20 protein-coding genes, 1 tRNA gene and 1 pseudogene are annotated in these 21,319 nt (G+C 70.0%); 14 read left to right on the top strand and 8 right to left on the bottom strand.

The annotated features are described in order from the left end of the window. Nucleotides 1-50: 50 nt before the first annotated feature. Nucleotides 51-1,292, bottom strand: coding sequence for an endonuclease III (nth, locus tag QF035_RS28985; protein ID WP_373466986.1), 1,242 nt, complete (start codon nucleotides 1,290-1,292; stop codon nucleotides 51-53). 670 nt (nucleotides 1,293-1,962) lie between these two features. On the opposite strand from nth, the gene QF035_RS28980 reads away from it, so the two are divergent. The 6 genes and pseudogenes from QF035_RS28980 to QF035_RS28955 all read left to right on the top strand — a co-directional run. Then, on the top strand, nucleotides 1,963-2,637 hold the full coding sequence (locus tag QF035_RS28980; RefSeq protein ID WP_016642758.1) for a Crp/Fnr family transcriptional regulator: 675 nt from the start codon (nucleotides 1,963-1,965) through the stop codon (nucleotides 2,635-2,637). 118 nt (nucleotides 2,638-2,755) lie between these two features. After that, nucleotides 2,756-3,676: a hypothetical protein gene (locus QF035_RS28975; protein WP_307523479.1), complete on the top strand. Its 921-nt coding sequence runs from the start codon at nucleotides 2,756-2,758 to the stop codon at nucleotides 3,674-3,676. Beyond that, nucleotides 3,667-3,852 (top strand): hypothetical protein, encoded by a 186-nt coding sequence (locus QF035_RS28970; RefSeq protein ID WP_307523478.1) that lies wholly within the window; start codon nucleotides 3,667-3,669, stop codon nucleotides 3,850-3,852. Before QF035_RS28975 ends, QF035_RS28970 begins: the two co-directional genes overlap by 10 nt. 36 nt (nucleotides 3,853-3,888) lie before the next feature. Further along, entirely contained in the window at nucleotides 3,889-4,572 is a 684-nt protein-coding gene (locus QF035_RS28965) for a nucleotidyltransferase domain-containing protein (RefSeq protein WP_307523477.1), read from the top strand. A gap of 537 nt (nucleotides 4,573-5,109) precedes the next feature. Next, a complete protein-coding gene (gene ltrA, locus QF035_RS28960; protein ID WP_307522103.1) occupies nucleotides 5,110-6,558 on the top strand; it encodes a group II intron reverse transcriptase/maturase in 1,449 nt (482 codons plus the stop codon). A 111-nt stretch (nucleotides 6,559-6,669) separates the two neighbouring features. After that, nucleotides 6,670-6,867 (top strand): annotated as a pseudogene (locus tag QF035_RS28955) (nucleotidyltransferase); the annotation flags it as partial. A gap of 59 nt (nucleotides 6,868-6,926) precedes the next feature. On the opposite strand, the gene QF035_RS28950 reads toward QF035_RS28955, so the two are convergent. From QF035_RS28950 to QF035_RS28935, 4 genes are all read right to left on the bottom strand, one after another. Continuing rightward, a complete protein-coding gene (locus tag QF035_RS28950; protein WP_307523476.1) occupies nucleotides 6,927-7,766 on the bottom strand; it encodes an MBL fold metallo-hydrolase in 840 nt (279 codons plus the stop codon). Beyond that, on the bottom strand, nucleotides 7,763-8,632 hold the full coding sequence (locus QF035_RS28945) for an NUDIX hydrolase (protein WP_307523475.1): 870 nt from the start codon (nucleotides 8,630-8,632) through the stop codon (nucleotides 7,763-7,765). The genes QF035_RS28950 and QF035_RS28945 overlap by 4 nt, the downstream gene beginning before the upstream one ends. 294 nt (nucleotides 8,633-8,926) lie before the next feature. Further along, nucleotides 8,927-9,394 carry a RidA family protein gene (locus QF035_RS28940; protein WP_307523474.1) on the bottom strand — a complete coding sequence of 156 codons (468 nt, stop codon included), beginning with the start codon at nucleotides 9,392-9,394 and terminating at the stop codon, nucleotides 8,927-8,929. Then, a complete protein-coding gene (locus QF035_RS28935; protein ID WP_107099910.1) occupies nucleotides 9,391-9,552 on the bottom strand; it encodes a DUF4177 domain-containing protein in 162 nt (53 codons plus the stop codon). Before QF035_RS28935 ends, QF035_RS28940 begins: the two co-directional genes overlap by 4 nt. A gap of 130 nt (nucleotides 9,553-9,682) precedes the next feature. Here QF035_RS28935 and QF035_RS28930 point away from each other — a divergent pair, with 130 nt between their 5' ends. Beyond that, nucleotides 9,683-10,660 carry an ArsA-related P-loop ATPase gene (locus QF035_RS28930; protein ID WP_307523473.1) on the top strand — a complete coding sequence of 326 codons (978 nt, stop codon included), beginning with the start codon at nucleotides 9,683-9,685 and terminating at the stop codon, nucleotides 10,658-10,660. Beyond that, the gene (locus QF035_RS28925) at nucleotides 10,657-12,135 is read left to right on the top strand and encodes an ArsA family ATPase (protein WP_307523472.1); all 1,479 of its coding nucleotides are present in this window, start codon (nucleotides 10,657-10,659) and stop codon (nucleotides 12,133-12,135) included. The genes QF035_RS28930 and QF035_RS28925 overlap by 4 nt, the downstream gene beginning before the upstream one ends. Nucleotides 12,136-12,266: 131 nt before the next feature. Here QF035_RS28925 and wblA read toward each other — a convergent pair whose 3' ends face one another. Further along, nucleotides 12,267-12,605 (bottom strand): transcriptional regulator WblA, encoded by a 339-nt coding sequence (gene wblA / locus QF035_RS28920; RefSeq protein ID WP_055515737.1) that lies wholly within the window; start codon nucleotides 12,603-12,605, stop codon nucleotides 12,267-12,269. Between the two features lie 408 nt (nucleotides 12,606-13,013). On the opposite strand from wblA, the gene QF035_RS28915 reads away from it, so the two are divergent. Beyond that, on the top strand, nucleotides 13,014-15,287 hold the full coding sequence (locus QF035_RS28915) for a transglycosylase domain-containing protein (protein WP_307523471.1): 2,274 nt from the start codon (nucleotides 13,014-13,016) through the stop codon (nucleotides 15,285-15,287). Nucleotides 15,288-15,552: 265 nt separating this feature from the next. Here QF035_RS28915 and QF035_RS28910 read toward each other — a convergent pair whose 3' ends face one another. Next, a complete protein-coding gene (locus QF035_RS28910) occupies nucleotides 15,553-16,017 on the bottom strand; it encodes a GatB/YqeY domain-containing protein (RefSeq protein ID WP_055617054.1) in 465 nt (154 codons plus the stop codon). A gap of 131 nt (nucleotides 16,018-16,148) precedes the next feature. On the opposite strand from QF035_RS28910, the gene QF035_RS28905 reads away from it, so the two are divergent. The 3 genes from QF035_RS28905 to QF035_RS28895 all read left to right on the top strand — a co-directional run bounded on the left by QF035_RS28905 (nucleotide 16,149) and on the right by QF035_RS28895 (nucleotide 18,174). Further along, the gene (locus QF035_RS28905; RefSeq protein WP_307523470.1) at nucleotides 16,149-17,081 is read left to right on the top strand and encodes a metallophosphoesterase; all 933 of its coding nucleotides are present in this window, start codon (nucleotides 16,149-16,151) and stop codon (nucleotides 17,079-17,081) included. Nucleotides 17,082-17,245: 164 nt separating this feature from the next. Then, the gene (locus QF035_RS28900) at nucleotides 17,246-18,049 is read left to right on the top strand and encodes a Pr6Pr family membrane protein (RefSeq protein WP_307523469.1); all 804 of its coding nucleotides are present in this window, start codon (nucleotides 17,246-17,248) and stop codon (nucleotides 18,047-18,049) included. Nucleotides 18,050-18,100: 51 nt separating this feature from the next. Then, nucleotides 18,101-18,174, top strand: a tRNA-Pro gene (locus tag QF035_RS28895). Nucleotides 18,175-18,309: 135 nt separating this feature from the next. Here QF035_RS28895 and QF035_RS28890 read toward each other — a convergent pair. Beyond that, the gene (locus QF035_RS28890; RefSeq protein WP_307523468.1) at nucleotides 18,310-19,260 is read right to left on the bottom strand and encodes a helix-turn-helix transcriptional regulator; all 951 of its coding nucleotides are present in this window, start codon (nucleotides 19,258-19,260) and stop codon (nucleotides 18,310-18,312) included. A 232-nt stretch (nucleotides 19,261-19,492) separates the two neighbouring features. On the opposite strand from QF035_RS28890, the gene QF035_RS28885 reads away from it, so the two are divergent. Beyond that, nucleotides 19,493-20,260, top strand: a complete 768-nt coding sequence (locus QF035_RS28885; RefSeq protein WP_307523467.1) for an SDR family NAD(P)-dependent oxidoreductase — start codon at nucleotides 19,493-19,495, stop codon at nucleotides 20,258-20,260. Between the two features lie 152 nt (nucleotides 20,261-20,412). Further along, entirely contained in the window at nucleotides 20,413-21,264 is an 852-nt protein-coding gene (locus tag QF035_RS28880) for an SDR family oxidoreductase (protein ID WP_307523466.1), read from the top strand. Nucleotides 21,265-21,319 lie beyond the last annotated feature (55 nt).

The raw sequence follows: 21,319 nt of genomic DNA, 5'->3' as shown, positions 1-21,319 counted from the left end.
CCACCCCCGTTCTGCTGCTCTCAACGCCCGCGGGTCCACAGATCGTTCCGTCATCCGGCCTCCCGCGCGGGTGAACCGGGCGCGGGGGCGGCGGAGGCGGGTGCGGGCGCGCCGGGGGCGGAGGCGCCGGGCGCGGAGGCGCCGGGCGCGGAGGCGCCGGGGATGGTCGCTCCCAGCGGGGGTGCCGGAATGCCGCCCGCGTCGAGGTAGGACTGCGGAGGGTTGAGGCGCTGGCCCGGGAAGCCGCCCTTCTCGTACTTCAGGAGCTTCTGGGCCTTCTCCGGGTCCGTCTCGCCCTCTCCGTACGCCGGGCAGAGCGGGGCGATCGGGCAGGCACCGCAGGCGGGCTTGCGGGCGTGGCAGATACGGCGGCCGTGGAAGATCACGTGGTGCGAGAGCATCGTCCACTCGCTCTTCGGGAAGAGCCCGCCGATGATCGCCTCGATCTTGTCGGGCTCCGTCGCGTCGGTCCACTGCCAGCGTCGTACGAGTCGCTGGAAGTGGGTGTCCACGGTGATGCCGGGGCGGCCGAAGGCGTTGCCCAGGACGACGAAGGCGGTCTTGCGGCCCACACCGGGCAGTTTGACGAGGTCTTCGAGGCGGCCGGGGACCTCGCCCCCGAAGTCGTCCCGCAGGGCCTTGGAGAGCCCCATCACCGACTTGGTCTTGGCCCGGAAGAACCCGGTCGGCCGGAGGATCTCCTCGACCTCCTCCGGGTTCGCCGCGGCCAGGTCCTCGGGCGTGGGGTACTTCCCGAAGAGGGCCGGCGTCGTCTGGTTCACCCTCAGGTCCGTCGTCTGCGCCGACAGGACCGTGGCGACCACGAGCTGGAAGGGGTTCTCGAAGTCCAGCTCCGGGTGTGCGTACGGGTACACCTCGCCGAGCTCACGGTTGATACGGCGCGCCCGCCGGACGAGGGCCGTGTGCGACTCGTTCCGGGGAGGCTTGGCGGGGGCGACTTTGGTGGGGGTGGTTTTGGCGGAGGTGGCCTTGGCCGGCGCCGCTTTGACAGGGGCGGCTTTGGCGGGAGTGGCTTTGGCGGGGGTCACTGCGGCGGGTGCGGCCTTCTTCACGGGGGCGGACTTTTTGGCAGGCGTGGGCCTGGGCTTCCTGGCGGTCGCCTTCGCAGGCGCGCTCGATGCCGAGGTCTTCTTGGCGGTCGACTTCGCCGGCGCGCTCGACGCCGAGGCCGCCTTCCCGGCGACGGCCTCCGCCGGTGCGCTCTTCTTGGCGGCCCTCTTCGGAGCGGCAGCCTTCTTCGGAGCGACCACCTTCTTGCTCGCGGCAGCCACCTTCCTGCTCGGGGCGGCGGCCCTCCCGCTCGGAGCGGCAGCCTTCTTGCCAATGGCGGCGGCCTCCCCACTCGGGGCCGCCACCTTCTTGGTCGCGGCAGCGGCCTTCTTGGTCGCGGCAGCAGCCTTCTTGGTCGCGGCAGCAGCCGTCTTGCTCGCGGCAACCTTCTTCGAGACGGCCACCTTCCTGCTCGCGGCAGCCACCTTCCTGCCCGGGGCGGCAGCCTTCCTCGCGGACGCGGCTCTCTTGACGGCGGCGGCCTTCTTCGCGGTCGCGGCCATCTCCGAGGCGGCGGCCCCCGCGGCCTTCCCCGCGGCCCCGGCCGACCTCCTGGCCCGTCCGGACCCTGCCGCATTTGTCGTTTTGTTCGCTCCGTCGGGGTCCTGTTCGCCCACAGCGGAATCGCGACGTACAACCACCCGTCCAGCCCCCTTGGCCTGTGCTCTCACCGGCGATTTGGACACCCGGCCAGCCTAAAGCCCACCAGTGACATCCGCCCCGGCCCTCGGAGATCGGCCCCCAATTGGCCCCCTGCCGCACTGCGGGACACACCTGTACGGCAGACTTGTGACTGATCACACTGTTTGGACCGTCCGGCAAAATGGGGAACACGGTCCCCGGCACACGGGGGAGCAAGATCCCCTGAGCAGGTCGACAAGGAGAGAACTCGTGGACGACGTTCTGCGGCGCGCCCCGCTCTTCGCGGCGCTCGATGACGAGCAGGCCGCGGAGCTCCGCGCCTCCATGAGTGAGGTGACCCTCGCGCGCGGAGACGCGCTCTTTCACGAGGGCGACCCCGGAGACCGCCTGTACGTGGTCACCGAGGGCAAGGTGAAGCTCCACCGCACATCACCCGACGGCCGCGAGAACATGCTGGCGGTCCTCGGCCCCGGCGAGCTCATCGGTGAGCTGTCGCTGTTCGACCCGGGCCCGCGCACGGCGACCGCCAGCGCGCTGACCGAGGTCAAGCTGCTCGGCCTCGGCCACGGCGACCTCCAGCCCTGGCTGAACGCACGGCCCGAGGTGGCCGCCGCCCTGCTGCGCGCCGTCGCCCGGCGTCTGCGCAAGACCAACGACCAGATGTCCGACCTGGTCTTCTCCGACGTGCCGGGCCGGGTGGCCCGCGCGCTCCTGGACCTCTCGCGCCGCTTCGGCGTGCAGTCCGAGGAGGGCATCCACGTCGTGCACGACCTGACCCAGGAGGAGCTGGCCCAGCTCGTCGGCGCCTCCCGGGAGACGGTCAACAAGGCGCTCGCCGATTTCGCGGGCCGCGGCTGGCTCCGCCTGGAGGCCCGCGCGGTGATCCTGCTGGACGTGGAGCGCCTCGCGAAGCGCTCGCGCTAGCCGTTACGTCACGTCTTCTTTAAGAAGGGCCCTGCCGCAAGGTGGGGCCCTTCTTGTTGTCTTGCTTCTTGTCTTGATCTTGTCCTGCTGTCGCCGGACGCCGGCCCGAGGGGTGGGGATGCACGAAAACGCGGGGACGTACGAGGACAGAGCACCGGAGTCGGTCTGGGGCGGCGCGAAGGGGCCGCCGAAGGGCCCTTGGTGGCGCCGGGGGCCCGCGTCGGCGCCGAGGCTGTGGAAGTACCCGCGGGAGAAGGGAAGCCCCGGCGCACCTCTGAGCACCTGGGCGGTCGCCGTTACCCTCGCCATGGCCCGCTCCGACCGGGTGGAGGCGTACGGCCTGACGACCGGTGACCCCCTGTGGACGTGGCAGCCGCCCGACGACGAGGTACTGGCCCACGCTTCCGCGGACGCACCGGACGGCGTGGGCGTCGTACTGCATCACGCCGACGGGGACGGCGGCGCGGAGCACGTCCGCCTCACAGGGCTCGACGTCGGCTCGGGCAGGGTCCTCTGGTCGCGCGAGCAGCGCGCCGACGTGCTCGGATCCGTCGGCGGCGTCGGCGGGCACGCGCGCGAGGTGGCACTCGGCGGCGGCCGCGTCGCGACCGTCCGTCCCCGTCACGGGGACGCGCCGCCGGTGCTCCGGACGTTCGACGCGCACACCGGCGCCCTCTTGTGGGAGCGACCGGTCCCCGAGCGGTGGGGGAATGTCTCCGTCGTGCGCGCCCACCCTGTCGTCGTGTCCACCGTGGGACCCGGCGAGGGCGCTCCCCGGCGGCTCGTCGTGGTGGGCGAGGAAGCGGAGCAGGAGATCGAACTGCCTCGCTGGGCCAAGGAGTTCGGAGATGACGTGGCCATGGTCGGCGACCTGCTCGCCGTCGAGTGCGTCGGCCCGCCGACCCCGACGGCGAGGAGGCCACCGGAAGCACGCTCAACGCGTTCTCCGTCACCTCGGGCGCCCTCCGCTGGACCTGGAGCAGCACGTACGGTGCCACCCTCTCCCCGCTGGCCCACCGGAGTCACCTCGTGGTGCTGAACGGCTACAGCGACCGTGCGACCGTCCTCGATCCCGCGGACGGCCGGGTCGTGGCCGAACGTGCCCTGCCCGGCCACAGCCACCGGGCCCGCCTCGCCGCGGCCGGGGACTGCCTCGCCGTGGTCTGCACGGCGGAGCGCCCCGTCCACCGTCTGCGCGTGTTCCGTTGGAAATGACATGAACCCGCGGCCCGGCCCGTGCAGAGTGTTCCCATGCCGAACAAGGGGCTCGACGCCCGGGGATACATCGAACGCGAGGGATCTCCGGGCCTGATCCCGAGCGCGTTCCGGCCCGTCGTGGCCACGGCCCGCGACCGGGTGCTGGACGTCTTCGGGGCACGGCTGCACAGCGCGTACCTGTACGGGTCGATCCCGCGCGGCACCGCGCGCGTGGGCCGTTCCGACCTCGACCTGCTGCTCGCCCTGCGCGAGGAGCCCACGGAGGCGGACCGTACGGACGCCCGCTCGCTCGACGAGGCGCTCGACAAGGAGTTCCCGCAGATCGACGGGGCGGGGACGCTGCTGGTCGGCCGGGAGCAGGTGCTGAGCGACCTGGAGAGGCACGACCTCGGCTGGTTCGTGGCCTGCCTCTGTACGCCGCTGCTGGGCGAGGACCTCGCCGAGTATCTGCCGCGCTACCGGCCCGACGCGCTCCTCGCCCGGGAGACGAACGGCGACCTCGCGTTGTTCCTCCCGCGGTGGCGTGAGCGGATCGCCGAGGCGGACGGCGCGGAGGAGGCCCTGAGGCCCCTCGTGCGCTTCATGTCACGTCATCTCGTCCGCACCGGCTTCACCCTCGTCATGCCCCGCTGGAACTGCTGGGTGCGCCACGAGGCGCCATGTGACCGAGTGGAGGTGCAAGACCTCTACCGCCGGGCCGTCGCAGCGGCCGGGTAGAAGCTGAGGGCAGTCCGAGCCGGGGAACGCCGGTGAAGATGGAAAGCAGCCCTGACAACGCCGGGACGGCGCGGTACTGCCAGACGTGTCGGGTTCGGCAAGCAAGGCCAGAAGGCGTACGAAGAGGAACCCGTGTAAAGCCCCGTAAGTCTTGCACCGGGCTCAAATCTGGCGGATATGGGCCCGGGGTGCAGTGCGTGATCGCTCGCTTCGACAGGGGTGGTCAACTCCGAAGCCGGTCTCCAACTGCCGGTGGGGAGGCCACGCTGAAGGTCTGCGGCGTAGGCGTGGTGATGCTGCCGGGGTAGTAGCGGGACGCCGACCTGGCCGATCGGCACATGGTGAACGTGGGAACCGCCTGCGGTCGCCCTGTTCCTCCGGACTGCCGGTCCGGCGGCGGAGGGCAGGCCCGTTGCCGGCTGAGGGCCGCAGGTGGGGCGGAGGCCCCGTAGTAGTCCGAGCGGAGGAAAGCTCCGTGCATGGCGAAGGGGGCCAGCAAGTCGGCAGGGAGGATGCTGCAATGCCGGGAGGCCGCTGGTGAATACCGACGCGCTGGAGTTCGCGCTGCTCAAGGCCGAGCGCCGGGTACTGGAGATGCAGACCAAGCTGCACTGTTGGGCGACCGACGATCGTGATCGCCGGTTCGATGACCTGTTCAATCTCGTTGCCGATCCCGCGTTTCTACTGATCGCGTGGGATCGGGTGAGGAGAAACAGGGGCGCCCGCTCGGCCGGAGTGGACGGGCAGACCGCTCGCTCCGTAGAGGACGGGCAAGGCGTCGAGGCATTCCTCGACGAGGTGCGGTCCGACCTGAAAGACCGTAGTTTCCGCCCGCTTCCCGTGCGGGAACGGATGATTCCCAAGCCGGGGACGGCCAAGCGCCGTCGGCTGGGGATCCCCACCGTGCGGGACCGGGTGGTCCAGGCGTCCCTGAAGCTGGTGTTGGAGCCGATCTTTGAGGCGGATTTCCTCCCGTGTTCCTACGGGTTCCGCCCCAAACGCCGGGCTCATGACGCGCTCGCCGAGGCACACCACTTCGCCAAGAGCTCTTATGAGTGGATGGTGGAGGGGGATATTGAGGCGTGTTTCGACTCGATCGACCACACGGCTCTGATGAGCCGGGTGCGCCGCCGAGTCGGGGACCGACGCGTTCTTGACCTGGTGAAGGCATTCCTGAAGGCGGGCATCCTCAGCGAGGGCGGCCAGTCCAAGGACACCGATACCGGCACTCCGCAAGGCGGGATCCTCTCGCCGCTGCTGGCCAACATCGCCCTGTCGGTCCTCGATGAGTTCATCGCGGCCTGTCCGGGCGGGCCGAACTTCACGCAGGGCCAGCGGGCCCGGCGACGTCGCCAGAACCTCGCCAACTACCGGCTCTTCCGGTATGCAGACGATTTTCTGATCGCCGTGACCGGGACCCGTGAGCAGGCTGAGGACATACGCACCCAGGCGGCGGAAGCACTCGTCCCGATGGGACTGCGTCTGTCGGTGGAGAAGACGGCCATCACCCATATCGACGAGGGGCTGGACTTCCTCGGGTGGCGCCTCCAGCGTCACCGCAAACGCGGGACCCAGAAGCACTACGTCTACCTCTACCCCTCCAAGAAGGCCCTCCAGGCCGTCAAGGAGAAGGTCAAGACGCTGTGCCGACAGGACACGAACCTGCCGCTGGCAGTCGTGCTGCACCAGCTCAACCCGGTGCTGCGGGGCTGGACGGCGTACTTCCGGCACGGGGTGTCGTCCGCGACCTTCCAGTACCTGTCGGCCTTCACCTGGCGCCAGGTCTTCGGATGGCTGCGGCGCAAACACCGCCGGTCCAACTGGAAGAACCTGCGCCATCGTTACTGTGCAGGCCAATGGTGGCCAGCCGACGACGAGGTCGTCTTGTTCAGGTGCGCGAAAGTGCGCACAAACCGTTACCTGTATCGCGGGAACAAGATCCCCTCGCCCTGGCCCAGCGGGACCACGATGACAGCGGCCGCCTGAGAGGGCTTGTGGAGAGCCGGATGCCTGGAGATCGGGCACGTCCGGTTCGGGAGGCGGGCCGGGGAAACCCACCGACGGCAACGTCGGCAGGGCGCCCCGGTCCGACCTCACACGAGCGATCTGACGGAGATGGCCGAGGTGTTCGGCACGTACTACCCGGAGCGGGCCGCGCAACTGCGGGAGGCGGCCGTCCTCGGGTACGAGCCGAAGGGCGATGCCGTCGTCCTGCGGTCGTACGTCGACGATCTCGGGCCCTGGCTCGCCGAGGAGTACGCGCGCGTGCACGGCATCAAGAAACCACGACCCTAGGGAGGGCGTTTTCGACCGTGCCCCGAACCGTGCCCCCGAGGAGGGCTGTTTCCGGGTCCTCAGGTCTCCCCGATGAGCCCGTGCTCCCGGAGATAGTCCAGCTGAGCCAGCACCGACAGCTCCGCCGCCGGCCACAGGGAGCGGTCGACGTCGGCGTACACGTGGGCGACGACCTGGGACGGGGTCGTGTAGCCGTTCTCGACCGCCGTCTCGACCTGGGCGAGGCGGTGGGCGCGGTGGGCGAGGTAGAACTCGACGGCGCCCTGGGCGTCCTCCAGGACGGGCCCGTGGCCCGGCAGGACCATGTGCACACCGTCGTCGACCGTCAGGGACCTGAGGCGCCGCAGGGAGTCCAGGTAGTCGCCCAGGCGCCCGTCGGGGTGCGCGACGACCGTGGTGCCCCGGCCCAGGATCGTGTCGCCGGTCAGGACGGCCCGGTCGGCGGGCAGGTGGAAGCAGAGCGAGTCGGCGGTGTGGCCGGGGGTGGACACGACGCGCAGCTCCAGGCCGCCCGTGGTGACGACGTTCCCGGCCGCCAGGCCCTCGTCACCGAGCCGCAGCGCCGGGTCGAGCGCCCGCACCTTCGTCCCGGTCAGTTCCGCGAACCGTCCGGCGCCCTCCGCGTGGTCCGGGTGCCCGTGCGTCAGCAGGGTCAGCGCGACCCGCTTTCCGGCCTTCTCGGCGATGTCGACGACGTTCCGCAGGTGTACGTCGTCCAGGGGCCCCGGATCGATCACCACCGCCAGCTCGGAGTCCGGCTCGGCCACGATCCAGGTGTTCGTGCCGTCCAGGGTCATCGCGGAGGCGTTGGGCGCGAGGACGTTGACGGCACGCGCGGTGGCGGGGCCCGAGAGCACCCCGCCCCGTGGCTGGCCGGGAAGGGCGGCGGCGTCGGTCATGCGGAGGCTCCACCGGTCGGGATGTGCTTGGTGAACTCGTCGTGGCCGGGCCAGCTGAGGACCAGCTCGCCGCCCTCCAGGCGGGCCTGGGCCAGGACGGGCGTCATGTCGCGCCCCGGTGCCGCGGCGAGGGCCTCGGCGGCGGTGGCGTACGCGCCGAGCTGGCGCAGGGTCGCGATGGTGGGCGGCATCATCAGAAGGTCGCCCTTGTCGTAGCCGTCCCTCGCGTCCGCGGGGCGGATCCAGACGGTGCGGTCGGCCTCCGTGGAGGCGTTGCGGGTGCGCTGACCCTCCGGGAGCGCGGCCACGAAGAACCAGGTGTCGTAGCGGCGGGGCTCGAACTCCGGGGTGATCCAGCGGGTCCAGGCGCCGAGGAGGTCGGAGCGCAGGACGAGCCCCCGGCGCTCCAGGAACTCCGCGAAGGAGAGGTCACGTGCGACCAGGGCCGCACGGTCCGCCTCCCACTCCTCGCCCGTGGTGTCGCCCACCACGGTGTCCGCGGTGGGTCCGGCGAGCAGGACGCCCGCCTCCTCGTACGTCTCGCGCACCGCAGCGCAGACGATCGCCTGGGCGGCTGTCTCGTCGACGCCGAGCCGGGACGCCCACCACGCGCGCGTGGGGCCCGCCCAGCGGATCTGCCGGTCGTCGTCCCTGGGGTCGACTCCGCCGCCCGGATACGCGTACGCGCCTCCGGCGAAGGCCATGGAGGCGCGTCTGCGCAGCATGTGTACGACGGGGGTGGAGTCGGTGTCCTTGAGCAGCATGACGGTGGCCGCCCGCCTGGGGGCGACCGGTGTGAGCGTGCCCTCCGCGAGCGCGCGGATTCTCTCGGGCCACTCGGGGGGATACCACTGCCCATTCGCCATGGGCGGAGGCTATCCCGGAGTGGGCTGATGTTCGAGAGGCAACGATCGTCTCCCCGGGAGGCCTGCCCACGCCATACCGCCAGGCCCGGGCACGGCCCAGGAGCACCGCCTGTGCCACGGCGGGACGGCGTGCGGACCCGGCGGAACGCCCGACACACGGCGAAGTGCCCGACCCGGCGGCGGAACAGACGCAACGGGCGGGCGCCCGGAGCCACGACGGACCGGCACACAACGACGAACCGGCTCGCACCGCGGCCGGCGGCAGCCGAAGGGCACACGCCCCGGCGAATCCGTCTACGCGTGCGTCAGCTCCACCAGGACCTCGACCTCGACGGGCGCGTCCAGCGGCAGCACCGCCACGCCGACCGCGCTGCGCGCGTGCACGCCCTTCTCGCCGAGGACCTCGCCGAGCAGCTCGCTCGCGCCGTTCAACACGGCGGGCTGGCCCGTGAAGTCGGAGGCCGAGGCGACGAAGCCGACGACCTTCACCACGCGCGCGATGCGGTCGAGGTCACCCACGACCGACTTGACCGCCGCGAGGGCGTTCAGCGCACAGGTGCGGGCCAGGTCCTTGGCCTCCTCCGGCGTGACCTCCGCGCCCACCTTGCCGGTGACCGGAAGCTTGCCGTCCACCATCGGGAGCTGGCCGGCCGTGTACACGTACACACCCGACTGCACCGCGGGCTGGTACGCGGCCAGCGGCGGTACGACGTCCGGCAGGGTCAGTCCGAGCTCGGCCAGCTTCGCCTCGACGGCGCTCATGCGGCCTTCTCGCGCTTCAGATAGGCGACGAGCTGCTCGGGGTTGTTCGGCCCGGGCACGACCTGGACGAGCTCCCAGCCGTCCTCGCCCCAGGTGTCCAGAATCTGCTTCGTGGCGTGGACGAGCAGCGGCACGGTTGAGTATTCCCACTTGGTCATGAGGGCGACTGTATCCGCTGCCGCACACACCCTTCCGCGGGCCTCGTCGGGGGCCTCGCCCGGCACCTCGCGCACAGCTTGTCCACAGCCTCCTGCGTACTTCCGCGGCCGACTGGTTAGGCTCGAAGACGTGAGCAGGCTCCAGGTCGTCAGCGGCAAGGGCGGTACCGGCAAGACCACGGTCGCCGCAGCACTCGCGCTCGCCCTAGCGACCGAGGGCAAGCGTGCCCTTCTGGTCGAGGTCGAGGGCAGGCAGGGCATCGCGCAGCTATTCGAAGCGCAGGCACTGCCCTACGAGGAGCGGAAGATCGCCGTCGCTCCAGGGGGCGGGGAGGTGTTCGCCCTCGCCATAGACCCCGAACTGGCCCTTCTGGACTACCTCCAGATGTTCTACAAACTCGGCAGCGCCGGACGCGCGCTGAAGAAACTCGGCGCCATCGACTTCGCGACCACCGTCGCGCCGGGCCTCAGGGACGTCCTCCTGACGGGCAAGGCCTGCGAGGCCGTGCGCCGCAAGGACAAGCGCGGCCGCTTCGCGTACGACTACGTGGTGATGGACGCGCCGCCCACCGGCCGGATCACCCGCTTCCTGAACGTGAACGACGAGGTGGCGGGGCTCGCCAAGATCGGCCCGATACACAATCAGGCGCAGGCCGTCATGCGGGTGCTCAAGTCGCCCGAGACCGCCGTGCACATGGTGACGCTGCTGGAGGAGATGCCCGTCCAGGAGACCGCGGACGGCATCGCCGAACTGCGCGCCGCGCGGCTGCCGGTGGGGCGGATCATCGTGAACATGGTCCGGCCCGCGATCCTCGACGAGACCGATCTGGCGCTCACCCGCGAGGCACCGCGCACGTCCATCGCCAAGTCGCTGTCCGCCGCCGGCCTCGGTGGCGCGCGCCGCGGCGGGGTCGCCGAGCGGCTGGTGGAGCCGCTGCTGACCCAGGCCGACGAGTACGCCGAGCGGCACGCGCTGGAGCGCGACCAGCGGGCCGTGCTCCAGGACCTGGACCTCCCCCTGCACGAACTCCCGCTGCTCGCCGAGGGAATGGACCTCGGGGGCCTGTACGAACTCGCCAAGGAACTGCGTCAGCAAGGGATCTCATGAGCCAGGACCCGGCCCGCGCACACGACACGACCCACTCGCACGACCCCGCCCGCGGCATAGACGCAGCCGCCGTCCTGGACGTCGATCCGCTGATCGACGACCCGAAGACCCGCATCGTGGTCTGCTGCGGCTCGGGCGGCGTCGGCAAGACCACCACGGCGGCGGCCCTCGGGCTGCGCGCCGCCGAGCGCGGCCGCAAGGTGGTCGTCCTCACCATCGACCCGGCACGCAGGCTCGCCCAGTCGATGGGCATCGACGCGCTGGACAACACCCCGCGCCGGGTGAAGGGCGTCGACGACTCCGCGGACGGCGAACTGCACGCGATGATGCTCGACATGAAGCGCACCTTCGACGAGATCGTCGAGGCGCACGCGGACCCCGAGCGGGCGACCGCGATCCTCAACAACCCCTTCTACCAGTCGCTTTCGGCGGGCTTCGCGGGCACGCAGGAGTACATGGCGATGGAGAAGCTGGGCCAGTTGCGGGCCCGCGAGGAGTGGGACCTCATCATCGTCGACACCCCGCCCTCGCGCTCGGCGCTCGACTTCCTGGACGCGCCGAAGCGGCTCGGGTCGTTCCTGGACGGCAAGTTGATCCGGCTGCTGACGGCTCCGGCCAAGCTGGGCGGCCGCGCCGGGATGAAGTTCCTGAACGTCGGGATGTCGATGATGACCGGCACCCTCGGCAAGCTGCTGGGCGGCCAGCTGCTCAAGGACGTCCAGACGTTCGTGGCCGCCATGGACACCACCTTCGGCGGTTTCCGCACCCGCGCGGACGCCACGTACAAGCTGCTCCAGGCGCCCGGGACGGCGTTCCTGGTCGTCGCGGCCCCGGAGCGGGACGCGCTGCGCGAGGCGGCGTACTTCGTGGAGCGGCTGGCCGCAGAGGACATGCCGCTCGCGGGGCTCGTGCTGAACCGCGTCCACGGCAGCGGCGCGGCCCAGTTGTCGGCGGAGCGGGCGCTGGCCGCCGCGGAGACCCTCGACCTCGCCGCCGGCCCTGTCGAACACCTCGCCGCCGGTCCGGCCGAACCCGGTGCCGATCCGGCCGCCGCGGAAAATCTTGACGAGGCCCGCATTGTGGATCAGTCGGGCGGGAAAGCTGGACTTCGTAACTCTCCCGACACGTACGGCAGTTCAGAATCACCCGCTACCCAGACCACCGTTCCCGAGGCTCCCGCGCCCGACGCAGGCTCCCCCGCCGCGGACCGGACCACCGCCGAAGGAGCCGGGACGGACGACCCCACGGACGACCGCACCGTCGAACAACTCACGGCAGGCCTGTTGAGGCTGCACGCCGAGCGCATGCAGCTGCTCTCCCGCGAGCAGCGCACACGTGACCGCTTCGCCGCACGCCACCCCGAAGTGGCGGTGGCCGAAGTGGCCGCGCTGCCCGGCGATGTGCACGACCTCGCAGGGCTGCGGAACATCGGGGAGCGGCTCGCGGCCGGTACCTCGCCGGCCGGAGCTGCGTAGCCTCTCGGGGCCACAGTGGCCCCGGTTGCGTGCGGACGCCGTATACGACGCCGTGCGGGGTCGCGTGTACGTCACGTGGCCCCCTGACGCATACGGGGCCGATGGGACCCCGGTTGCGTGCGGAGAGGCGGTCAGCCCACCGCCGCGTAGTTCTCGTACACCTCTTCCTCGTCGAGAGGCAGAATGCCCGCCCCTCGCTCGTACTCGGTACGCGCGGTTTCGAGCAGCCTGCGCCAAGAGGTGACGGTGGGCCGCCTGCGCAGCAGTGCGCGGCGCTCCCGCTCCGTCATTCCTCCCCACACGCCGAACTCGACGCGGTTGTCCAGCGCGTCGGCCAGGCACTCCGTGCGCACCGGACACCCGGTGCACACTGCCTTGGCCCTGTTCTGCGCTGCTCCTTGAACGAACAGTTCATCCGGATCGGTAGTGCGGCAGGCCGCCTGCGCACTCCAGTCGGTTACCCAGCCCATACCGGCGCCGTCCTCTCCCGAATCGAGGCTCCCCCACGGCGGCAGCGGCATATTCACCGCCGCCAGTTGAGGACGTTACGGAAGGTGGGCACAGTCAACCAGCCCCTTCGGGCCCAATCTTGAATGGCCCGAATGGACTATGGGTACGCGACAGATCACCCAACGGAGTGACCCGGCGACATGCGTGACTTTCCCGGCAAACCGGGGCAGTTGAGTTGCGTCACATCGGACACCAACTGACACATGAGGCGGATTCGGGCACGTGCTCAACAAAAAAGTTGAGTGCCGACCGAAACGATTCGGGGTCGCCGGACGTATTGATACGTAGCCCTACTGCTGTGACAGTTGAGAGCAGCTTAGGCCAAGGCCTATACGTGTGTCCGGCGAATGAGAACGTAGGCTGCCCTCATGCCAAAGAAGCGCTCGGGCGGTGGTCTGTCGCCAACGCAACAGGCCGCCAAGTTCCTCGGTGTCAGTGTGCTCGCGGGAGCCGTCATGGCCGGAATCGCCGTGCCGGCGTTCGGCGCGCTCGGTCTCGCGGCCAAGGGTTCGGTCGAGGGGTTCGACGAGATCCCCACCAACCTGAAGCGGCCACCGCTGAGCCAGCGCACGACGATCCTGGACAGCAAGGGCGGCCAGATCGCCACGGTCTACTCCCGTGACCGCACGGTGGTCGACCTCAAGGACATCTCGCCGTACATGCAGAAGGCGATCGTCGCGATCGAGGACGCGCGGTTCTACGGGCACGGCGCGGTCGACCTCAAGGGCGTCCTGCGGGCCCTCAACAAGAACGCGCAGAGCGGCGGCGTCTCGGAGGGCGCCTCCACGCTCACGCAGCAGTACGTGAAGAACGTCTTCGTGGAGGAGGCCGGCAACGACGCGGATCTGGTCGCCCAGGCCACCCAGCAGACCCTCGGCCGGAAGGTCCGCGAGCTGAAGTTCGCGATCCAGGTCGAGGAGGAGCTCGGCAAGAAGAAGATCCTCGAGAACTACCTGAACATCACGTTCTTCGGTCAGCAGGCGTACGGCGTCGAGGCCGCGGCCCAGCGCTACTTCTCCAAGTCCGCCAAGGACCTGAAGCTGGAGGAGGCCGCGCTGCTCGCCGGCATCGTCCAGTCGCCGAGCCGGTACGACCCGGTCAACGACGAGGAGGAGGCCGTCAAGCGGCGCAACACCGTGCTGCAGCGGATGGCCGACGTCCACGACGTCTCCCAGGCGGAGGCCGACAAGGCCAAGAAGAAGCCGCTCGGCCTGAAGGTCAGCAGGCCCAAGAACGGCTGCATCACGGCGGTCAAGGGCGCCGGCTTCTTCTGTGACTACGTCCGCGAGGTCTTCCTGAACGACCCGGTCTTCGGCAAGACGCAGAAGGCCCGGGCCAAGATCTGGAACCAGGGCGGCCTAACGATCAGGACGACGCTCGACCCGCAGTCGCAGGAGTCGGCGCAGGCCTCGATCAAGGACCACGTCTACAAGAGCGACGACGTGGCGACCGCCGCCACCATCGTCGAGCCCGGCACCGGCAAGATCCTCGCGATGGGCCAGTCGCGTCCGTACGGCTTCGGCAAGAACCAGACGCAGATGAACCTGTCCGTGAACAGCAACATGGGCGGCGGAGCCGGCTACCAGCCCGGTTCGACGTTCAAGCCGATCGTGGCCGCGGCGGCCATCGAGGGCGGCAAGCCGGCGAACCAGGTGTACTCGTCGCCGTACGAGATGGACTACCCGAGCCCGGTCTCGGCCTGTGACGGCAAGAGCTGGAACGAAAAGGGCATCCCGGTCGCCAACGAGAACGAGACCGAGGTCGGCCCGTACGACATGCAGGACGCGACCGCGAAGTCGGTCAACACGTACTACGTTCAGCTGATCAGCGACATCGGCATCTGCCCGGTGACCGACATGGCGGGCAAGATGGGCGTCGAGCGCGCCGACGGCAAGAAGATGAACCAGGCCCCGTCGATCGCCCTGGGCACGCAGGAGATGTCCCCGCTGACGATGGCGAGCGCGTACGCGACCTTCGCCACGCGGGGCACGTACTGCTCGCCGATCGCCATCGAGTCGATCCGCCAGACCGTCGGCGGCCAGAAGAAGTCCCTGCCGGTGCCGAAGTCGACGTGCTCACGCGCGATGTCCGAGAACACCGCCGACACGATCAACACGCTCCTCAAGGGCGTGGTCGAGGACGGTACGGGTTCGGAGGCGGGCCTCGACAGCCGGGCGAGCGCGGGCAAGACCGGTACGACGGACGAGCGCTACGCGGCCTGGTTCGTGGGCTACACGCCGAACATGGCCGGCGCGGTCTGGGTCGGCGACCCGGCCCACAAGCGTCGGATGACCAACATCACCATCGGCGGTGTCCCGTACGAGAAGGTCTTCGGTGGCAAGGTCCCCGGACCGATCTGGCGCGACATGATGGCCGGCGCCCTGGAGGGCAAGGAAGCGCCCCAGTTCAACCTCGTCAACATCCCGCGCGGCGACACCGGCAAGGAAGACGGCCGCGGCGACGAGGACGACAACGGTGACGAGGACGGCAACAACGGGGACAACGGGGGGAACGGTGACGGCAACAACGGCGGCAACGGCAACCCGCAGTTCCCCAATCCGACCATCTCGATCCCCGAGGAGTGGACGATCAACGGGAACGACAACGGCGGCGGGAACGGAAATGGCGGGAACTTCCCGTAGGACCGGGGCGGGCCCGGGGTTCGATGGGCCCGGGGTTCCGTAGTCAGTGGTTGTACGCCGATGGGGGCGCCCCTTGTGACAAGGGGCGCCCCCATCGGCGTATGCCGTATGCCGTATGCCGTATGCCGTATGCCGTGCGGCGTGCGGCGTGCGGCGTGCGGCGTGCGGCGTGCGGCGTGCGGCGTGCGGCGTGCGGCGTGCGGCGTGCGGCGTGCGGCGATGATCGGCCGTCTCGGCGGCCCGGACTCAGCCCGTGAGCAGTTGCTCAGCCCGCGAGCAGCTTCTTGACGACCCCGGCGACGCGGCCGCCCTCGGCCAGACCGGCCACCTTCGGGTTCACGATCTTCATGACCTGGCCCATGGCGCGCGGGCCCTCGGCACCGGCGGCCTTCGCCTCCTCGACCGCCTGCGCGACGATCTGCTGGAGCTCGTCGTCCGAGAGCTGCTTGGGCAGGTACTCGGCGAGGACCACGCCCTCCGCCTTCTCGCGCTCGGCGGACTCGGCGCGGCCGCCCTGCGCGAAGGCCTCGGCCGCCTCGCGGCGCTTCTTCGCCTCCTTGGCGATCACCTTCTGCACCTCGTCGTCGGAGAGCTCGCGCTTCGACGTACCCGCGACCTCTTCCTTCTGGATGGCGGCGAGGGTCAGCCGGAGCGTCGAGGAGCGGAGCTCGTCGCGCTCCTTGATGGCGGCGTTGAGGTCTGCCTGCAGCTTCGACTTGAGCGTGGTCATGGGGTGATTGTCGCAGGTGTGGTGCGGCGGGTGCCCATGGATTTCGGGCGCCCCCTCCGACGACCCTCCGACGCCCCTTCGATGGTCCTCCGATGGTCTTAAGAGTGTGTGGGGTCTGACACGATGGGCTTATGCGCGCGCGATACGGAGTACCTCTGGGAATCGCGGCGGCTGGCGCCGCCGGTCTGCTCTACTCGGCGGGTTTCGAAGCCCGCTCCTTCCGTCTGCGGCGGGTGACGGTCCCGGTGCTGCCGCCCGGGATGCGACCGCTGCGCGTACTCCAGGTCTCCGACATCCACATGGTGGGCGGCCAGCGCAAGAAGCAGCGCTGGCTGCGGTCGCTGGCCGGGCTGCGTCCCGACTTCGTCATCAACACCGGGGACAACCTGTCCGACCCGGAGGGCGTGCCCGAGGTGATGGACGCCCTCGGTCCGCTGATGGAGTTCCCGGGGGCGTACGTCTTCGGCTCGAACGACTACTACGGGCCCACACTCCGCAACCCCGCCCGCTACTTGTTCGAGAAAGCCCAGGGCAGGCACGGGCTGAACGGCAACGCGCCCGTGGTCGGCGTGGTCCACAACCCATGGGAAGCGCTGCGCGACGGCTTCGACGCGGCGGGCTGGCTGAACCTGACGAACGCCCGGGGTTCGCTGAAGATCGACGGCTTCGAGGTCGAGCTGACCGGGCTCGACGACCCGCACATCAAGCGCGACCGCTACGCGCGCGTGGCGGGCGGCCCGTCCGACGCGGCCGACCTCTCGATGGGCATCGTGCACGCCCCGTACCTGCGCACGCTGGACGCCTTCACGGCGGACGGCTATCCCCTGATCCTGGCCGGCCACACCCACGGCGGCCAGCTGTGCATCCCCTTCTACGGCGCCCTCGTCACCAACTGCGACCTGGACACGGAACGGGTGAAGGGCCTCTCCACGCATACGGAGACGGAGTCCGGGCGGACGGCATACATGCACGTGTCGGCGGGCTGCGGCACGAGCAGGTACACACCGGTCCGGTTCGCGTGCCCACCGGAGGCTACGTTGCTCACGTTGGTGGGGCGGGGTTGAGGGGCTGCGGGACTGAGGGGGGTTCGGGGCCGTTGGAGTCACGGGGCAAGCTCTGACGCGTGGAGTGCGTGGGGGTGAGTGAGGCGCGTGGGTGCGCGAAGCGGCACCGCCCGACCGGTTCAACCCACCTCGCCCCTTTTGTCCAACCCGCTTAACGTGAGGGGATGACCGCCCCCCTGCCGGCAGACATCCCGGACATACCCGTCCTCCCGGGCGTGGCTGCCAACGCCGCCGCCATCGTCCCCGTCGTCCCGGCGGACGCGGTGATCCCCCGCGTCCGCCGCCCCCTGGTCGCCGCCTTCCGCCTCCTCGTCGCGCTGACGGCGACCGCGGGTGTAGCCCTCGCGCTGGTCCTGGGCACCCCGTCCCGGGTCATGAGCCACTTCACGATCCTGAGCAGCATCCTGGTGGCCGCGGTGTTCACCGTCTCGGCCTGGCGGGCATGGACGGCCCGCCGCCCACTGCCGCCGTCAGTCACCGTCGGCACGATGCTGTACGCGGTGGGTGCGGGCCTGGTCCAACACGTGATCCTGGCGAACGGTCCGAGCGGTTTCTCAATGACGGGCGGCATCGAAACGTCCACGGGCTGGCATGCGCTCACGAACCAGCTCCTGCACACGGCGGTCCCGCTCATGGCCGTACTGGACTGGTTCCTGCTGACCCGCCCGGGCCCACTGCGTCTCCACACCGCGGCCACCTGGCTGGTGCTGCCCGCCGCGTACCTGGCCTTCACCCTCGCCCGGGGCGCGCTGCTGCCTGCCAACACCCAGGCCCGCTACCCGTACTCCTTCCTGGACGTCTCCCAACACGGCTACGTCGAGGTCCTCGGCAACGCCACCGTCCTGGGCCTCGCCTGCTACGCACTGGCCCTCCTCCTCGTCGCCCTCGACCACATCCGCCCCGTTCCACGCCGCCACCGACCCCCCGAAAACCGGATTTCGTCTCCGGCCACCGGTGGGCTAAAGTAAACGACGTCGCCACGGACACGGCCCACGCAAGTGGCCTCCCCAAAGCGACATCGGGGTGTAGCGCAGCTTGGCAGCGCGCTTCGTTCGGGACGAAGAGGTCGTGGGTTCAAATCCCGCCACCCCGACAGCTTTAACACCAGGTCAGGCCCGGTGCTGAGAAATCAGCGCCGGGCCTGATGTGTTGTGCGGCCCCGTCTTGGGGCCAGTTGGGTGTCACTTTTGGTGGCAGGCCCAGAGTGCGAGGCGTAGCGCGTGGGGCATCAGTCGCGTGGCTCGGCCGACTCGGGGGCGTCGGTCGCCTCCGGTCCGGCGATGTCGTCGTTCGTCGTCGCGGACCAGCTCGCCAGCAAGTTGAGGGCCTCCTGGGAGCGGGAGGCGGGCTCGGCGGTGTAGGTGAGGAGGAACTGGGTGGGGTCTGCGCCGAGGGGGAAGGTCTCGAAGGGGAGGTCCAGGTCGCCGACGATCGGGTGGTGGAGGCGCTTTGCGCCTGTGGTGTGGATGCGGACGTTGTGTGCGGCCCAGCGGCGGCGGAACTCCTCGCTGCGGGTGGACAGTTCCCCGATCAGGTCCGTCAGCCGCCGGTCGTAGGCGTCGCGGCCTGCCTCGGCGCGCAGCATGGCGACCGTGTCGTTCGCGACCTCGTCCCAGTCGCGGAAGAACTCGGTCGCGTGCGGGTCGAGGAAGACGAACCGGGCGTTGTTCGGTGGCCGTGCCGGGTCGGCGGGGGCGGCGGAGTCGACGGGGGCAGCGAGGGCTGCGTAGAGCGGGGAGAACAGCGCCCTCCCCAGGGCGTTGGCCGCCAGGACGTCCAGGCGTCCGCTCAGCACGAACGCGGGTGTGCCGGTCATTGAGTCGAGTACGCGTTGTACCGCGGGCCTGACGCGCTGCTGGGCCGGTCGGCGGCGCGGTGGGCGGGTCGGGCCGGCGCCGCGCAGCAGGTCGAGCAGGTGGATTCGCTCGGCCTCGTCCAGCTGCAGCGCCTGTGCGATGCCGTCGATGACGCTCTCGGAGACGCCGGTGGCGTTGCCGCGCTCCAGCCGGGTGTAGTACTCGCTGGAGATGCCCGCGAGCAGGGCCACCTCCTCCCGGCGCAGACCGGTGACCCGTCGACGGTCTCCGCCGTAAGCCGGTAGTCCGGCCTGCTCAGGGGTGACCCTGGCCCGTCGCGTGCCCAGGAATTCCCGGATCTCCGCGCGGAAATCGCCACGCATGTCGCGATTGACTCCGTAAGGGTCGTTTTTCCCTGCCATGTGCTCCACTCTACGAGCGCTTCCCGCCTGCTGGGGGTCCCTCTCAGTGACCCCCTCATCAGGGACTCCCACCCTCCCGTGACAACCGGTTCTGTTGATGGTGCCCCCACGGTGGTGCTTTCGCCGCTGGTCTCCAGGCTCCTCCGCGGTGTCGCCGACACTGCGATCTTCGGAATCAGAATCAGGACTCCCCATGGCAACGAAACTGACCGACACCATCGCTCTCGTCACCGGTGCGAGCAGCGGTATCGGGGCCGCCACCGCCCGTCGGCTCGCTGAGGACGGTGCCTGCGTCGTCCTCGTGGCGCGGCGCAAGGACCGTCTGACAGAGCTCGCCGCCGAGATCGAGAAGGCGGGCGGCACCGCGCTGGTCGTGGAGGCGGACATCGCCGACCGTGCCCGGGCCGAGGCCGCCGTACAGGAGACCGTCGAGCACTTTGGGCGCCTGGACATCCTGGTCAACAACGCGGGCCTGATGCTTCTGGGCCCCGTCGTCGATGCGGACGTCGAGGAGTGGGAGCGGATGATCGCCGTCAATGTCCAGGGTCTGCTCTACACCACCCGCCCCGCCCTCCCGCACCTGCTCAAGGCGGCAGAAGACGGGCCGCGCCAGGTCGCCGACATCGTCAACATCAGCTCGATCGCGGGCCGCGTCGCCTGGAACGGATACGGCGTCTACAACCTGACCAAGTTCGGCATGAACGGCTTCACCGAGTCACTGCGCCAGGAGGTCACCCAGCGACACGTACGCGTCGGCGTCCTGGAGCCGGGCGGCGTGGACACCGAGCTGGGCTCGCACAACGACCACAAGCCCGAGATCCGCGAGGCGATCGGCACCTTCTACGAGCAGACCGAGGTCCTTGCCCCCGACGACATCGCCGACGGCGTCGCGTACATGGTCACCCGGCCCCGCCACGCCTCCGTCGGCGAGCTGTGGATCATGCCCACCGACCAGGCCTGACCTGACCTGGCCTGGACTGGCCCGGCCTGGACTGGCCGGCCTGGGCTGGACTGGGCTGGACTGGGCTGGGCTGGGCTGGACTGATCGCCTCCTCAGCCCCACCCCTCATCACCGCACCGATTCATCACCGCACCATTTGAAAGGAACCAGCCATGAGCAAGGTCATTCTCGTCACCGGCGCCGGACGCGGTCTCGGCACCGACATCGCACGCGAAGCCCTCGCCGCAGGCCACCAGGTCGTCGCCACCGGCCGCCGCCCCGAAGAGGTCGAGAAGACCCTCGGCGGGCCGCAGGACAATCTGCTGGTCACCAAGCTGGACGTCACCAGCCCGGACGACGCCGAGGCCGCCGCGCAGGCCGCCGTCGACCGCTTCGGGCGCATCGACGTCCTGGTCAACAACGCCGGGAACTTCTTCGCCGGCTACTTCGAGGAGATCACGCCCGACCAGATGCGCCGGCAGATCGAGACCAACCTCTTCGGCCCGATGAACGTCACCCGCGCCGTCCTGCCCGTCCTGCGCAAGCAGCGCGCCGGCCACATCATCACGCTCTCCTCGTCCGCCGGTCTGATCGGACAGGAGTTCTGCGTCGCGTACTCCGCCTCCAAGTTCGGTGTGGAGGGCTGGATGGAGTCGCTGCGCTACGACGTCGAGCCCTACGGGATTCGCACCACCGTCGTCGAACCCGGCTTCTTCCGCACCGAGTTGCTCGTGGACGCCTCCACCACCTGGCCCGAGCCGACCATCGACGACTACGCCGAACGCACCACCGCCACCATCGCCGCCTGGAAGAGCATGAACGGCCAGCAGACCGGCGACCCCGTCAAGCTCGCCCGCGCCCTGCTGACGATCGCCGACCAGCAGGAGCCGCCGCTGCGCTTCGTCGCCGGCGCCGACGCCATCGAAGGTGTCGAGGCCAAGGCCAGGGAACTCCTCGCCCAGGCCCAGGCGTCCCGCGAACTGGGCGGCGACCTGGCCTACGACGACACCACTGCCACCGCCTGACCTCCTCTCTCACCTGCCGGATCCGGGCTCGGCCCCTGCCCCTGCCCCTGCCCCT

Origin of the sequence: Streptomyces umbrinus (genome assembly GCF_030817415.1) — a bacterium.
Classification (GTDB): Bacteria; Actinomycetota; Actinomycetes; order Streptomycetales; family Streptomycetaceae; genus Streptomyces; species Streptomyces umbrinus_A.
This window is presented reverse-complemented; position numbering and strand designations above follow the sequence as displayed.